The sequence below is a fragment of the Burkholderia metallica genome, assembly GCF_001718555.1.
In the GTDB taxonomy this organism is placed as follows: domain Bacteria; phylum Pseudomonadota; class Gammaproteobacteria; order Burkholderiales; family Burkholderiaceae; genus Burkholderia; species Burkholderia metallica.
On record NZ_CP013401.1, the window covers coordinates 3,015,540 to 3,030,072 of the forward strand.

Sequence of the window (14,533 nt, forward strand, 5' to 3'; positions counted from 1 at the left end):
CGCCGCAGCACGCCGCAACAACGTCGAAACCGGCTACTTGCCGGACGTTGAAGGCACGATGGCTATACGAAGCAGACGATTCGGCGCGGGTTAACGTGCAGCCGTTTTGCCGGCGCGCGTCAGTCCGCCGTAAGTTTCCGTACCAATAATCCTCGACAGGCCCGCTTACCCGAGGCGGCCGCACATCTAAATCAAGGGACTTGGAGACGACTCATGGCAACCCTAGGCGGGCAAATTTCGCACTCGCCGATGACGGGCGAAGAGAAGAAGGTGATCTTCGCGTCGTCGCTCGGCACCGTGTTCGAGTGGTACGACTTTTACCTGGCCGGCTCGCTCGCGGCCTACATCAGCAAGAGCTTCTTCTCCGGCGTCAACCCGACCGCCGCCTTCATCTTCACGCTGCTCGGCTTCGCCGCCGGCTTCGCGGTGCGGCCGTTCGGCGCGATCGTGTTCGGCCGCCTCGGCGATCTCGTCGGCCGCAAGCACACGTTCCTCGTGACGATCGTGATCATGGGCGTCTCGACGTTCGTGGTCGGCTTCCTGCCCGGCTACGCGTCGATCGGCATCGCCGCGCCCGTGATCTTCATCGCGATGCGGCTGTTGCAGGGCCTCGCGCTCGGCGGCGAGTACGGCGGCGCGGCGACCTATGTCGCCGAGCATGCGCCGGCCAACCGTCGCGGCTTCTACACCGCGTGGATCCAGACGACCGCCACGCTCGGCCTGTTCCTGTCGCTGCTCGTGATCCTCGGTGTGCGCACGCTCATCGGAGAGGAGGCGTTCGGCAGCTGGGGCTGGCGCGTGCCGTTCGTCGCGTCGATCCTGCTGCTCGCGGTGTCGGTGTGGATCCGGATGCAGCTGAACGAATCGCCGGTATTCCTGCGCATCAAGGCCGAAGGCAAGACGTCGAAGGCGCCGCTGACCGAAGCGTTCGGCCAGTGGAAGAACCTGAAGATCGTGATCCTCGCGCTCGTCGGCCTGACCGCCGGCCAGGCCGTCGTGTGGTACACGGGCCAGTTCTACGCGCTGTTCTTCCTCACGCAGACGCTGAAGGTCGACGGTGCGAGCGCGAACATCCTGATCGCGATCGCACTCTTGATCGGCACGCCGTTCTTCCTGTTCTTCGGTTCGCTGTCGGACAAGATCGGCCGCAAGCCGATCATCCTCGCGGGCTGCCTGATCGCGGCGCTGACCTACTTCCCGCTGTTCAAGGCACTCACGCACTACGCGAACCCGCAGCTCGAACTCGCGACGCAGAAGGCGCCGATCTCGGTCGTCGCCGATCCGGCCACCTGTTCGTTCCAGTTCAACCCGGTGGGGACGTCAAAGTTCACGAGCTCGTGCGACATCGTGAAGAGCGCGCTCGCGAAAGCCGGCCTGAACTACGAGAACGTCGCGGCACCGGCCGGCACGCTGGCCGAAATCAAGGTGGGCGACACGGTGATCCCGGCGTATGACGGCAAGGCGGCCGACGCGAAAGCTCAGGGGGCGGCGTTCGACAAGACGCTCGCGTCGACGCTGAAGGCGGCCGGCTACCCGCCGAAGGCGGACCCGGCACAGCTCAACTGGCCGATGACGATCGTGATCCTGACGATCCTCGTGATCTACGTGACGATGGTGTACGGCCCGATCGCCGCGATGCTGGTCGAGATGTTCCCGACGCGGATCCGCTACACGTCGATGTCGCTGCCCTATCACATCGGCAACGGCTGGTTCGGCGGCTTCCTGCCGGCGACCGCGTTCGCGATCGTCGCGGCGAAGGGCGACATCTATTCGGGCCTCTGGTATCCGATCGTGATCGCGCTGGCCACCTTCGTGATCGGTCTGCTGTTCGTCAAGGAGACGAAGGACTCGAACATCTACGCGCAGGATTGATGCGGATGGCGGGCGGTTGCCGGTCCGAGGCAACGCGCCCGCGACGAGGCTGGAACGGGCCGCCGGCAACTTTTTTCACGGAAGACGGGAAAAGGTGTTGACAGCCCGGCGGGCGATCTGCATAATTCAAGTCTTCGGCGAATTAGCTCAGTCGGTTAGAGCGACGGAATCATAATCCGCAGGTCCGGGGTTCGAATCCCTGATTCGCCACCAAATGCGAGAGCCGCTGTTTCGAAAGGAACAGCGGCTTTTTCATTTGCTCCACCCGGAAAACGTCACATCGCATTGACCGTGTGGACCTCCCTGGTCGAATGCGACGACCAATCGGCCATCGTCAATCGCACACTTCCGGTTGAAATCGATCCGCGACTTGAGTTCGCCAACGCGAGCGGTCGCGTTGAATGGCCGCGGTTCCTTCTTTCGGGCTCGTCACGCGTCCCGACACCAGTGTCTGCACATGACCGGCGCCAGCAAGAACGGTTGAACACAGCAGCCATCCGTGACACGCGCTTTCAGTTCAGCACTAAAGTACCGGCCCGCGCTCTCGTGGCAACAATGATCGAGCCATTGATTTCGAGATCCGAGGGGATACGCAACCGATGCCGGCATCCCTCCGTAAAAAGTCGATCCACTCGCCGATGCCTGTATGCAGTGATACCGAACGGCGCAAAAGTTGATACCCCTTGCAACGACGCCCGGCACACAGCAGCATGAGCGCCACGCCGCGCTTAGAATCGGTACGTCCAAATTTCCGCTGCATCCGGGCATAACGTCGATGAAAAAACGCCTCGCATGCTTCCTGCTGTGTCTGACCGGCCTGGCACTCCCGCTCACGAGCCAGGCCGACCCTCTGCCCGACACCACCGTCGACGGCCTGCATTGGAGATTCGAGCAGTTGCACGATACCGGGCACGACGACGATTACGAAGTCGCCGCCCGCCGAGGCGAACAGGTCCTGATCTGGGACAACGGCAAGAACCGGCAAGCTTATGCGGAAGCCGTGTTCCTGCTGGTCTCCTCCTCCTACGATCAGGTGCAGCCGCTGGTGCAGCGCGTGCTGCAACGGACGAGCCCGGTACAAGCCAGTGCCAATAGCTGGCAGTTGCAGAATTTGCCGGACCCCTGGAGCCATGTGCTGTTGTCGCGCCGGCCGGACCTGCGCGCGGCCATCGCCGACCACTCTACGCTGCCAAAACTGCAGCAAGCGCTGCAACAAGGCGCGATCACCCGACAGGAACTGGACTGGCGCATGGATCAGGCACGGGCACGCGTCGACCGGCTGTTCCTAGGTTCCGACCTGCCAGCGTTGCAGACCACCTATGCCTTCTGGGAGGCCCGCCAGGACCACCGCGATGGCATCACCGGTCAGTACCGGAGTGCGCTGTTCCTCAGGGTGCAGGACGCCAGCGCCATATTCGGGCATCCGGCCACGGTCGTTCAGTTCGGTCGCATCGACTCCCGGCCCAACCCCGACTACAGCCTGTGGAAAGCACTGACACTTCAGGACCTGGACGTGTTCAGCGGCAACCGGACTCAATCCAGCAGGACCGGCATCTCCGTCGTCCCGGGCGACGTGTTCACGGCATTGACCGACGCGTTGTCCGCACTGCCGGCCAAGCTGGAAATCGCCACGTCGCCTGCTGCATGGCAGTTACCGTCGACACCGTCGATGCCGCCGCCCGCGATCAAGCTGGTTGTGCCGGACCAGAGCGCCCCCGCAATCAAGCCCTCAATCATCCGCTGGGACAAGTTCGTGACCGATCCGTCCCAACGCACGTTGCCGTACCCGCACGACATCCTCGGCCTACCGGATGGCAGCCTGCTGTTTAGCGCCCAGGTCGCCGACAACCGCGGCTGGAACGAGTATGTGTGGCGGCTGCACGCGGTCAACGGCGCGTTGCAGGCGGACGAAGTCTGGCACGGCCAGGATGGCCCCCGACGGATGATGATCAACGGCGACGGCAGCGCCGTCTGGTTCGACGGCCAGCCGGACACCAAGAGCAAGCCGTGCCTGTACCGATATGACATCGCGAGCCGCAAGGTCGATCGTCATGAAGTCGTCTGGCCGAGCGACACCGATTGGCGAGCTCATCAGATGAGCGATATGTACTGGATTCTCGACGACGATCTGCCGGCCAATTTCTGGCATGACCTCCGGGATAGCAAGAAGGACGCGAATCCGGTCGGCTCCCAGTTTCTGACCGTACAGCGCCCGGCGTCAGCGCCGCCGGGCACCGACAATCCATGGCCGTTCGTCACCACGCTGTCGTCGGTACGCCAGTCGCTGATGGACGAGATCAGCAACGGCAGCAATGCGCTGATCTGGCCCGTACGCTGGCGGCCTTCCGGAAGCTACTGGACGGAGGACTCGCAAGGGCTCGCCGAACTGGACGCCCGCACCGGCCGAGCGCTGCGTACGATTGCCTTACCCCAGCGCTTCGGCACGCCGGATTCCGTGAGCGCCGCCGGCATCGCGCAATGGGTGCCCAAGCCGCTCGGCTCACCGCAGGGTCAATGGATCGCGACAGGCTTTGTGCTGCTGCTCGACGACGACGGCAGCATGCCTCCTGCCATGAAGTACACCGGCACGAAACGGGCGCGCTTCGTCGGCATGCACGTGGTGGATCTCAAGAGCGGGCACGTGCTGTCGGCCCTGCTGGGCACTGCCAACGACCTCAAGGCTGCCGCCCGTTCTGCGAACGGACGCTTCCTTGCGATGGGCACGACCTACCGCACAGGCGGCTGGAAGCATCGCGTGACACTCTGGGACGTCGCACAGGGCCGCACGCCCGTGCAGCTAGACGCATCGTCGCTACCCAAAGACAGCGAGATCAAGGCGCTGGCCTTTTCGTGGGACGGTTCGGCGCTGTGGGCAATCGGCACGCGTGAACTGATGCTGTGGAAATTGCCCGCCGCGCTGCGCGATCGTGCGACGCGAGGCGCTGCTCCGGATCAATCCCACAATTGAAGCCGCGGCATCGACGCTGCGCTTCTCCTGGACGCCAAAACTGCGGGGCCGGCGACACAGAGCCCCCGGCCGCGCCCCGGCACTTCACGCCGCCACCGCCCCTCTCTGCAGCTTCGCCGCCTGCGCCTCCACCCGCCCCCGCCAGTTCTCCCCACCCTCCAGCGACGGCGTCGACTCGAACACCTCCGCGATCCAGTCGGCGAACACACGAACCTTCTGCGACAGATGCCGGTTGTGCGGATAGACGATCGAAATCGGCTTCGGCTTCGGATTGCAGTCCGGAAGCACCTCGACCAGCGATCCGTCGAGCAGGTTCGGCAGCACCATGAACAACGTCGGCTGGATCATCCCGAACCCTTCGAGCCCGCACGTCACGTAGGCATCCGAATCGTTGACCGTGACGCTCCCGTTCATTCGCACCTCGAACGGCTTGCCGTCGATCATGAACACCCACGGAATCGGCCGCGCGCCGTGGCTCGAACGAAAGTTCACCGCATGATGTTCGGCGAGATCGGCAATCTCGTGCGGCTCGCCGTGACGCGCGAGATAATCGGGCGACGCGCAGGTCACGCGCTTGAGCATCCCGATCCGCCGCGCGACCATCGACGAATCCTCGAGCGGCCCGACCCGGATCATGCAATCGATGCCCTCCTCGACCGGGTCCACGTAGCGATCGGAAAGCCCCAGTTCGAGCGTGATGTCCGGGTAGCGCTGCCGGAAAATCGACAACGACGGCAGCACGATGCGCCGCCCGAGCGAACTCGGCATGTGGACGCGCAGCACGCCGCTCGGCTTGCGGTTGCCGGTCTGGAAACTCGCGTCGGCCTCCGCGATCTCCGAGATGATCTTCATGCAATGCTCGTAGTACGCAGCACCTTCCGGCGTCAGCGACAGCCGGCGCGTCGTCCGGTGCATCAGGCGCACGCCGAGCAGCGCCTCGAGATTCTGGATGATGGTCGTCACCGACGCGCGCGGCATCGCGAGCGTGTCGGCCGCACGCGTGAAGCTGTTCGCGTCGACCACGCGGGTAAAAACTTCCATTGCCTGGATTCGGTCCATGCTGCCCCCCCTTCGAATCGCCAACGGAACAGAATAGAGCGCGCGACGGTCGCGGCACAAGCCCCCATCCATTGTTCTCAGATCCTGAATAGTTTCGGCATTTCGGACTGGAAAGCGTCCGGTTTACGTTCAGTCCCGTGCGACGCGCGTTCCGGCCCCGAGCACCGCCGCACGCGGCGCGTCACCGCACGAAGCGCTCGCGGTATCCCTGCGGCGACACGCCCAGCACGCGCACAAAGCAGCGTCGCAGCGTTTCCTCCGAGCCGAAGCCGCAACGCGCGGCGATCCGCTTGACGGGCCAGGCCGTTTCGCCGAGCAGGCGCTGCGCGGCCTCGACGCGAATCTGCTCGACCGCGCGCGCGGGCGTGCGGCCGGTTGCCGCGCGATAGTGGCGCACGAAGCTGCGCTCGCTCATGCGCACGCGCTCGGCCAGCGCGGGCACCGACAGGTCGGCCGTCAGGTGCTCGGCCATCCACGCATGCAGGTCGCCGAAGCGGTCGTCGGTGCGCTGCATCGACAGCATCGCGCTGAACTGCGCCTGTCCGCCCGGACGCTTCAGGAACACGACGAGTTCGCGCGCGACGTCGAGTGCGGTCGCGCGCCCGAGATCCTCCTCGACCAGCGCGAGCGCGAGGTCGATGCCGGCCGTCACGCCGGCCGAGGTCCACAGCGCACCTTCGCGGATGAAGATCGGATCGGATTCGACGCGCACGTTCGGATAGCGCGCCGCGAATTCGTCGCAGCGCGCCCAGTGCGTGACCGCGCGCCGCCCGTCGAGCAGGCCGGCCTCGGCGAGCAGGAATGCGCCGGTGCAGACCGACGCCACGCGCCGCGTGCGCGCCGCCTGCCGGCGCACCCAGCGCACCAGCCGCGCATCCTTCGATGCCGCGTGCACGCCCTTGCCGCCGGCGACGATCAGCGTATCGGGATGGCGCGCGGCCGCGCGCAGCGATTCCGCCATCACGACGAGGCCCGACGACGTTTCGACGGGCCCCGCATCGGCGGCGATGACACGCGGCGCATACGGCGCCGGCCGGCCGCGCTCCAGCGCGAGCTCGTTGACGGACGCAAACACCTGCAACGGCCCCGACACGTCGAGCAGCTGTGCACGGGGAAACGCGAGGACCAGGATCGAACGCGGAGCGGCTGGCATGACGATTGGCTGAAAACGTGGGTGATATGGCAATTTCGCCAAACACTACGCGCCTAGAATCGATCTGTCCATCCCGTGCCGGCAACGGTTCGCCCTCTTCCACCCGGAGTCTTCGCATGACCCTGCATATCGGTTTTCTCGTGTTTCCCGGCGTCCAGCAGCTCGATCTCACCGGCCCGCACGACGTGCTCGCGTCGCTGCCCGACGCAGCCGTCCATCTGGTCTGGAAGTCGCGCGATACCGTCGCGTCGAGCAGCGGGCTCGCGCTCGCGCCGACCTGCACGTTCGACGACTGCCCGCCGCTCGACGTGATCTGCATTCCGGGCGGGGTCGGCATCAACGCGCTGCTGCTCGACGCCGAGACGATCGCGTTCGTGCAGCAGCGCGCGGCGGCCGCGCGCTACGTGACGTCGGTCTGCACGGGCGCGCTGCTGCTCGGCGTAGCCGGCCTGCTGCGCGGGCGACGCGCGACGACGCACTGGGCGTTCCACTCGCTGCTCGAACCGCTCGGCGCGGTGCCGGTGCGCGAGCGCGTGGTGCGCGACGGCAACCTGATCACGGGCGGCGGCGTCACGGCCGGCATCGACTTCGCGTTGACGATCGCCGCGGAACTGGCCGGCGACGAAGAGGCGCAGGCGATCCAGCTGCAGCTCGAATACGCGCCCGCGCCGCCGTTCGACGCCGGTTCGCCCGACACGGCGCCGGCAGCGGTCGTGAAGCGCGTCACCGAACGCTCGGCGGCCGGCTTCGCGAAGCGCAAGGAGACGATCGAACAGGCACTGCGTGCGATGTCGCGCTGAATGCGAATGTCGGAAAAATCACTGGGAAGCGACGTGCATACGCGCCGGAGAACACCTCGATGAACATCATCCGGAGCGCCGCATTCACGGCGGATCGCGCGTGGGGCGCGCTCGACATCGCGAACCTGAACGGCATCACGGTCCGGCTGCACTGGACCGACCAGCCGTATCGCTGGCACGTGAACGATGGCGAGGAAGTGTTCGCGGTGCTCAATGGCCGCGTCGAGATGCGCTATCGCGTGGCGGGTGTCGAGCACGCGACGGTGCTCGAAACGGGCGACGTCTTCCACGCGACGGTCGGCACCGAGCACGTCGCGCATCCGCTCGGCGCAGCACGCATCCTCGTGATCGAGACCGAAGGCAGCGACTGACGGCGGGCGGCTGGGTGTCGATGCCGCGCGGATGACGAGCGCCCGCGTGCGGCAAGCATTAACCCGAGATCGTGCCGGTGGCCTGCGACGCGATCAGCTTCGGCTGCGGCGTGCACAGACACTGGCACAGGTCGTGTTCGAGCGCGACGACCTTGCCCATCACGGTCATCGTCCGCTCGCCGCCATCCGACACGATCACGCCCGGCGACTTGCACGCCGCGCAGAACACGGCTGCGCCGAGATACGCGAGTTCGCGTCCGTCGAACGACGAATTGGCGATCCCTTCGAGCACCACGCCGCCGTGGTCGGTGGTGTCGCCCTTCAGAATGAATTTGCGGCTCATGTTGTCGGCTCTTCCCTCGGAAACGCCGCGCCGCGCGGCAGCGAGCCGCGCGCGGGCAGTCGGAATCCACCCGTCGGTCGCGGGCGTCCCGCGAGCATATCACCGCTCGCCGCGACCCCACCCGTCAGAACTTGTGCCGTATGCCGATGCGCGCCTCGAACTGGCGGTCGTTCGCGGACGCGCCGGGGCCGTTGATCGCGGCCACCGCCGGCCGCCCCGTCGAGTCGGTGCCCGATGCGCGCTGATAGACGGCAGTCAGATAGACATCGGTGCGCTTCGACAGGAAGTAGTCGAGCCCCGCCGCGACCTGGTGATACTTCGCGCCGTCGCGGCCGTTCACGCCGCCGCCGCGCGTGTAGTCGTACGCGACGCCGCCGAACAAAAAGGGGGTGAACTGGTAGCGCACGCTCGCCTCGACATTGTTGAACACCGCGTTGCCGGACACGCCACCGGGGTTCAGGCCGGACGACGGGTCGCCGAGCTGGCGGAACGACGTATTCGTATACATCGCGCCGAGCGTTACCGCGCCGATCGCGTAGGTGCCGCCGGCCGCCGCGACCTGCAGCGTGCGCGCCGACGCATAGCCTGAATACACCGGCGACAGCATGTTGTTGCCGGGCACGCCGCCCACGGTCGGGGCCGGGCTGCCGGTCGTGCCGAAGAACGACACGTTCGGGTTGCGTGCATTCAGGTAGCCGGCCGCGACCACGAGCGGCCCGCGCGTGTAGCCTGCCGTCATCGACCACACCTGGTTGCGGGTCGCCGCGCCCGCGATGCCGCCGACCCCGTACATCGCCGCGAAGCGGAACCCGCCGTAATCGTTGCTCGTGAACTTGATCGCGTTGTTGGTCGAGTTCGCGTTGTTCACGTTGTCGAGATCGCCGGGGTGCGCAACCATGTAGCCGCCGAACAGCGCGGCGGCCTCGAGCGGCCCGAGGAAGTCGACGTTGGTGTCGTACTGCCGCCCGAGCGTGACGGCGCCGAACGGCCCCGCCAGCCCGACGAACGCCTTCTTGCCGAAGATCAGCCCACCCTGCCCGAGCTTGCCGGTGCTCGGATCGAAGCCGTTCTCGAGCGTGAAGATCGCCGTCAGCCCGCCGCCGAGATCCTCGACGCCGCGCAGCCCCCAGCGGCTCGCCTGCTGCACGCCGCCCAGCATCCGCAGCGCGGGCTTGCCGCTCACCGTACCGTTCGGGCCGGCCACCGCGAGGTTGCTCGTGTAGGTCAGCCCTTCGTCGATAATGCCGTACAGCGTCACGCTGCTCTGTGCGTGCGCCGCACCCGCGATCAGCGCGACACCCGCGCCAGCCAACAGCCGTTTGTTCATCGAAAGGTCTCCATTGCGCGGGTCGAATGGCAAAACGCAGGCGTGCGCGTCCCCCGCAGGCGCGCGGCCTGCTCCGGTGCGAACCGGAACGGTCAGCCGTGAATCGGGAAAGAAGGTCAGCGCATCGCGTCGGCGACGACCGGCGGCGGCGCCCAGCGGCGGCCGGCTGCAACTTCGTACGCGTGGCCGAACTGCAGCACGCCCCAGTCGTCGCGGTATCGGCCGACGATCTGCATGCCGATCGGCAGACCGGCCGCGCCAAAGCCGCACGGCACCGACAGGATCGGCGCCTCGGTCGACGACAGGTACCAGCACACGCGCATCCAGTCGATGTAAGACGCGCTTGCGGCGCTCATCCCATGCACGGGCGAGCGCAGGTCGACGTCGAACGGCATCACCTGCGTCGTCGGCAGCACGTAGAACGCGTAGCGCTGCATGAACGCGCGCATCCGCTCGAACAGCTGCGTCTTGCGCACGAACATGCGGCCGAGATCGGCAGCCGTGAGCGAGCGGTGCAGCTGGTATTCATCGTGAATCTCGGGCTTCAGCACCGCGCGCTGCGCGTCGTCGAGCCCGTCGACCAGCGTACCGATCATCCACGCGCGCTCGATACGGAACACGTCCTCGGCATCCGACAGATCGGGATCGTCGAATTCGACTTCGCAACCGAGCGCCGCGAACACGCGCGCCTGCGCGTCGACCACACGCCCGATCTCCGGATCGACCGGCACGCCGGGCAGGCCGCGCGACATCGCGATGCGCTTGCCGCGGAAGTCGCGTTCAAGCGGCAGCGCGAAGCGCGCACCCGGTTCCGTGAGTTCGGTCGCGGTCTCGCCGCTCGGCCCGGCGATCGCGGAGAGCAGCAACGCGGTATCGGCCACATCGCGCGCCATCGGCCCGTCGACGCCGAGCGTCGTCCAGCCGTTCAGGTCCGGCGCGCGCGGCACGCGGCCCGGCGACGGCCGCAAGCCGACGACGTTGTTCCATGCGGCCGGATTGCGCAGCGAACCGCCCATGTCGCTGCCGCAGGCAAGCGGGTTCATCCCGCATGCGAGCGCGGCGGCCGCACCGCCGCTGCTGCCGCCCGCGGAGCGCGTCAGGTCCCACGGGTTGCGCGTCGCGCCGAACACTTCGTTGAACGTATGCGACCCGGCGCCGAATTCGGGCGTGTTCGACTTGCCGATCATCAGCGCGCCGGCGCTCGCGCAGCGGCGCACGACGAGCGCGTCATGCCGCGGCACGTGATCGGCGAACAAGCGCGAGCCGTACGTCGTGCGCACGCCGCGCGTCGCGGTGAGATCCTTCTGCGACACCGGCAGCCCGTGCAGCGGCCCCTGCCATTCGCCGCGCATCCAGCGGGCGTCGATGTCGCGCGCACGGGCACGCAGCGTATCGGGATCGGCGACGGTCACGAGCGCGTTCACGCGCGGGTTGACCGCCGCGATCCGCGCGAGATGCGCGTCGAGCAGGTCGCACGCGCCGATCTGCCGCGTCTTCAGCAGGTCGAGCATCGTGCGCGCGGGCAGGTCGCACAGGTCGCCGGCCGCGACGTCGGCAGGCGGGGACGAGAACGAAACGGTGGCGTTCATACGATTCGGGGCGAAGGGGGAAGAAGGAAGCGGCAGCAGCGAGCGCAGTCGGTCACGCATCGCGATCGCTGCGATCCGACGCGAACGCGAGCGCGACGAGCGACAGCAGGCCACAGACGATCACGTACCATGCAGGCGCGGCCGGGTTGCCGGTCGCGCCGATCAGCCACGTGACGATGAACTGCGCGAAGCCGCCGAAGATCGATACGCCGCCCGCATACGCGATCGACAGCGCGGTCGCACGCGTGCTCTTCGGGAACAGCTCGGCGAGGATCACGCCGTTCGCGCCCGCATTGATCGAGTGCAGCGCGGCGAGCAGCATCACGACCGCATACAGCGTCGCGATCGACGGCACCGCGCGGATCAGCCAGAAGCCCGGCAGGATCAGCACGGTCAGCGCGATGCGCGACCACAGCGCGACGCGCCTGCTGCCGGTTGCGTCCGACAGCCGCCCGCCGATCGGCGCGGCAACGAACATCACGGCGCCGGACAGGATCCCGCACCACAGCGCGGTATCCATCGGCAGGTGCAGCACCTTGATCGCGTACGTCGACATGTAATACAGCACGATGAAATGCGCGGCCGTGCCGCCGACCACGAGGCCGAGCGCGGTCAGCACGGCGCCGCCGTCACGCCGCAGCACGGTGCGGAGCAGCGTCGACGAACGCCGCGCGGCCGCGGCCGGCGCGTGCTGCTCGAACGCATTGAAGCGCGCGCGCAGGTAGAGGCCGACCGGCGCGATCAGCACGCCCGCGACGAACGGCACGCGCCAGCCCCACGATTCGAGCGACGCCGTGTCGAGGAAATGCGACAGCAGGAAGCCGACGAGCGAGCCGGCCAGCGCCGCGGCGCCCTGGCTCGCGAACTGCCAGCTCGTGTAGTAGCCACGCTCGCCCGCCGGCGCGCGCTCGGCGAGCAACGACGTCGATACGCCGACTTCACCGCCGGCCGAAAAGCCCTGCAGCAGCCGCGCGAGCACGACCAGCACGGGCGCCGCGACGCCGATCTGCGCGTAGGTCGGCAGCACGCCGATCACCCCGGTGCCGACCGCCATCGTGACGAGCGTGAGGTTCATCGCGGGCAAGCGGCCGAAGCGGTCGGCGACGAGCCCGATCACGACACCGCCGATCGGCCGCGCGATGAAGCCGACGCCGAACGTCGCGACCGACATCAGCAATTGCTGCTGCGCGGACACCGCCGGAAAGAACAGTTTGCCGAGCAGCACCGCGAAGAAGCTGAACACGGTGAGATCGAAGAATTCGAGGCCGTTGCCGATCGTGACGGCAACGATCAACTGGCGATTGGACGGGGATGCGGCAGCGTCGCCGACATGCCCGCCGACCATGCTGTCCGCTTGAGGCGCCTTCATGAAGGTGTGTCTCCGTACTGGTTGTGCGTGTCGTGTGCGCGGCCCGTTCGACGGCCTGCGCATGCAGTCTAGGCATCCAAAATACGCAGCCCGGAGCGACATTTTTCGATCGTGATAACGCACGGTTATCACGTGCTTTCAATGCGGCGGCGAGGTGTAGGATACGAGCGTCCCCACTGCCGCCGCGCCCCCGCCACGCCGTGAAACACCACCAGCTCCGGGCGCTTGCCGCCATCGCCGAACACGGCAGCCTGCGCGCGGCCGCGCGCGCGATCCACCTGTCGCAACCCGCGTTGACGAAGGCGATCCGCGAACTCGAACTCGATCTCGGCGTGCCGCTCGTCACACGCAATGCGCGCGGCGCGCAGCTCACACGCTTCGGGCAGGCCATCTATGCGCGCGCGCGGCTGATCCTCGCGGAAATGCAGCACGCGCGCGACGACGTGATCCAGTTGTCGGGCGGCAAGGAAGGCGCGCTCGCGTGCGCGCTGACGCCGCTGATGTCGCTCGGCTTCCTGCCCGCCGCACTCGACGCGTTCCGCCAGCGGATGCCGACGATCCGCCTCGACGTGCGCGAAGGTTTTCTCGACACGGCGCTGCCGCGCCTGCGCGACGGCTCGCTCGACTTCGTGATCGCGATCATCGACGCGACACGGCTGTCGCCCGAATTCACGTTCCGGCCGCTGCTCGAATCGGAACTGATCCTGATGACACGCGCGAGCAATCCGCTACGCCACTGCACGTCGCTCGCGCAGCTGCAGGATGCGCAATGGATCCTCAACACGTCGCCGGAAAGCATCGGCCGGTTGCTGCAGGACGTGTTCGTCGCGCACGGCTATCCGGCGCCGCAGCCGATCATCGAATGCACGTCGTTCAGCGCGGCGTTTTCGCTGTCGGTGCACACCGACACCGTGTCGTGCGTGCCGAAGGGGTTCATGGAGATCGACTGGATTCGCGAGCGGATGGTCGCGATCGACGTGGAGGAAACGATTCCGGCCGTGTCGGTCGGCGTGCTCACGCGCCGCGATGCGCTGAATACGATCGCGTGCGACTACCTGATTCACTGCTTCGTCGAGGCCGTGCGCCGGCTCGATCGCGCGAAGCTGCTGTGGCGATAGCGGCGCGGCGCGCGAGATGCCGCCGCCGCGTGCGGTCGTTCAGACGAACAACGCGATACACAGCGCTGCACCGCACAGATACGTGCCGAGCGCGCCGACGAAACGCACCGGATTCGGATCGGCCATCGTCGGCCACGCGAGCAATCCGACCACGAGCAGGCAACGGCATGCGGTCGCCGCGACGATCAGCGCGAGAACCGTGCGCGACGGATCGTGCGCACCGAAATAAAGAAACAGCACCGCGAGAAACGGCGCGTATTCGGCCGTGTTGCCGTGTGCGCGCACGATCTTGTGCAACCCGTTCGTCGGGTCGGCCGCGCACCCGGAACCGGTGGTGCACCGGAAACGCGTGACGGAGACGACGAGCCCGAGCCCGAACAGCAGCAGTCCGAGCACGGCCGTGCAGACGAGTGCGACAGGATGGATCGGCATGGGACTCCCGGCGAAAGCGGAAATGCGCCGCACATCCGGCGATCGTACCCGCGGCCGACACGCACGGCTATCACGGAAACCCGCAGCAGCATCGCGCGCCGGACACAATTTTACGGTCGGGTTTCGATCCTA

Annotated in this window: 12 protein-coding genes and 1 tRNA gene; 6 read left to right on the plus strand and 7 right to left on the minus strand. The window is 67.0% G+C overall.

Annotation, left to right across the window (positions count from 1 at the left end):
• The first annotated feature begins 213 nt into the window (after positions 1-213).
• From WJ16_RS13625 to WJ16_RS13635, 3 genes are all read left to right on the plus strand, one after another.
• A complete protein-coding gene (locus tag WJ16_RS13625; RefSeq protein ID WP_069257503.1) occupies positions 214-1,872 on the plus strand; it encodes an MFS transporter in 1,659 nt (552 codons plus the stop codon).
• Positions 1,873-2,008: 136 nt separating this feature from the next.
• Positions 2,009-2,085, plus strand: a tRNA-Met gene (locus WJ16_RS13630).
• Between the two features lie 562 nt (positions 2,086-2,647).
• Positions 2,648-4,840: a WD40 repeat domain-containing protein gene (locus WJ16_RS13635; RefSeq protein WP_069257504.1), complete on the plus strand. Its 2,193-nt coding sequence runs from the start codon at positions 2,648-2,650 to the stop codon at positions 4,838-4,840.
• An 84-nt stretch (positions 4,841-4,924) separates the two neighbouring features.
• On the opposite strand, the gene WJ16_RS13640 is transcribed toward WJ16_RS13635, so the two are convergent.
• Together WJ16_RS13640 and WJ16_RS13645 are read right to left on the minus strand one after the other, a co-directional pair.
• Positions 4,925-5,899, minus strand: coding sequence for a LysR family transcriptional regulator (locus tag WJ16_RS13640; protein ID WP_069257505.1), 975 nt, complete (start codon positions 5,897-5,899; stop codon positions 4,925-4,927).
• A 181-nt stretch (positions 5,900-6,080) separates the two neighbouring features.
• Positions 6,081-7,052 (minus strand): GlxA family transcriptional regulator, encoded by a 972-nt coding sequence (locus WJ16_RS13645; protein ID WP_069257506.1) that lies wholly within the window; start codon positions 7,050-7,052, stop codon positions 6,081-6,083.
• A gap of 116 nt (positions 7,053-7,168) precedes the next feature.
• On the opposite strand from WJ16_RS13645, the gene WJ16_RS13650 reads away from it, so the two are divergent.
• Positions 7,169-7,852 (plus strand): DJ-1/PfpI family protein, encoded by a 684-nt coding sequence (locus WJ16_RS13650; RefSeq protein WP_069257507.1) that lies wholly within the window; start codon positions 7,169-7,171, stop codon positions 7,850-7,852.
• Positions 7,853-7,911: 59 nt separating this feature from the next.
• Positions 7,912-8,223: a cupin gene (locus WJ16_RS13655; RefSeq protein WP_069257508.1), complete on the plus strand. Its 312-nt coding sequence runs from the start codon at positions 7,912-7,914 to the stop codon at positions 8,221-8,223.
• Positions 8,224-8,281: 58 nt separating this feature from the next.
• Here WJ16_RS13655 and WJ16_RS13660 read toward each other — a convergent pair whose 3' ends face one another.
• The 4 genes from WJ16_RS13660 to WJ16_RS13675 all read right to left on the minus strand — a co-directional run bounded on the left by WJ16_RS13660 (position 8,282) and on the right by WJ16_RS13675 (position 12,851).
• A complete protein-coding gene (locus tag WJ16_RS13660; protein ID WP_069257509.1) occupies positions 8,282-8,566 on the minus strand; it encodes a PAAR domain-containing protein in 285 nt (94 codons plus the stop codon).
• Positions 8,567-8,690: 124 nt separating this feature from the next.
• Entirely contained in the window at positions 8,691-9,893 is a 1,203-nt protein-coding gene (locus WJ16_RS13665; protein ID WP_069257510.1) for a porin, read from the minus strand.
• Positions 9,894-10,009: 116 nt separating this feature from the next.
• Positions 10,010-11,482, minus strand: coding sequence for an amidase (locus WJ16_RS13670; RefSeq protein WP_084636027.1), 1,473 nt, complete (start codon positions 11,480-11,482; stop codon positions 10,010-10,012).
• Positions 11,483-11,534: 52 nt separating this feature from the next.
• The gene (locus WJ16_RS13675) at positions 11,535-12,851 is read right to left on the minus strand and encodes an MFS transporter (protein ID WP_069257511.1); all 1,317 of its coding nucleotides are present in this window, start codon (positions 12,849-12,851) and stop codon (positions 11,535-11,537) included.
• Between the two features lie 200 nt (positions 12,852-13,051).
• Here WJ16_RS13675 and WJ16_RS13680 point away from each other — a divergent pair, with 200 nt between their 5' ends.
• On the plus strand, positions 13,052-13,969 hold the full coding sequence (locus WJ16_RS13680) for a LysR substrate-binding domain-containing protein (protein WP_069257512.1): 918 nt from the start codon (positions 13,052-13,054) through the stop codon (positions 13,967-13,969).
• 39 nt (positions 13,970-14,008) lie between these two features.
• On the opposite strand, the gene WJ16_RS13685 is transcribed toward WJ16_RS13680, so the two are convergent.
• Positions 14,009-14,401, minus strand: a complete 393-nt coding sequence (locus WJ16_RS13685) for an MAPEG family protein (RefSeq protein ID WP_069257513.1) — start codon at positions 14,399-14,401, stop codon at positions 14,009-14,011.
• Between the last annotated feature and the right edge of the window lie 132 nt (positions 14,402-14,533).

Coding starts and splice junctions, on each gene's coding strand:
- WJ16_RS13625 (WP_069257503.1), top strand. CDS start 214: ATGGCAACCCTAGGCGGGCAAATTTCGCACTCGCCGATGACGGGCGAA.
- WJ16_RS13635 (WP_069257504.1), top strand. CDS start 2,648: ATGAAAAAACGCCTCGCATGCTTCCTGCTGTGTCTGACCGGCCTGGCA.
- WJ16_RS13640 (WP_069257505.1), bottom strand. CDS start 5,899: ATGGACCGAATCCAGGCAATGGAAGTTTTTACCCGCGTGGTCGACGCG.
- WJ16_RS13645 (WP_069257506.1), bottom strand. CDS start 7,052: ATGCCAGCCGCTCCGCGTTCGATCCTGGTCCTCGCGTTTCCCCGTGCA.
- WJ16_RS13650 (WP_069257507.1), top strand. CDS start 7,169: ATGACCCTGCATATCGGTTTTCTCGTGTTTCCCGGCGTCCAGCAGCTC.
- WJ16_RS13655 (WP_069257508.1), top strand. CDS start 7,912: ATGAACATCATCCGGAGCGCCGCATTCACGGCGGATCGCGCGTGGGGC.
- WJ16_RS13660 (WP_069257509.1), bottom strand. CDS start 8,566: ATGAGCCGCAAATTCATTCTGAAGGGCGACACCACCGACCACGGCGGC.
- WJ16_RS13665 (WP_069257510.1), bottom strand. CDS start 9,893: ATGAACAAACGGCTGTTGGCTGGCGCGGGTGTCGCGCTGATCGCGGGT.
- WJ16_RS13670 (WP_084636027.1), bottom strand. CDS start 11,482: ATGAACGCCACCGTTTCGTTCTCGTCCCCGCCTGCCGACGTCGCGGCC.
- WJ16_RS13675 (WP_069257511.1), bottom strand. CDS start 12,851: ATGAAGGCGCCTCAAGCGGACAGCATGGTCGGCGGGCATGTCGGCGAC.
- WJ16_RS13685 (WP_069257513.1), bottom strand. CDS start 14,401: ATGCCGATCCATCCTGTCGCACTCGTCTGCACGGCCGTGCTCGGACTG.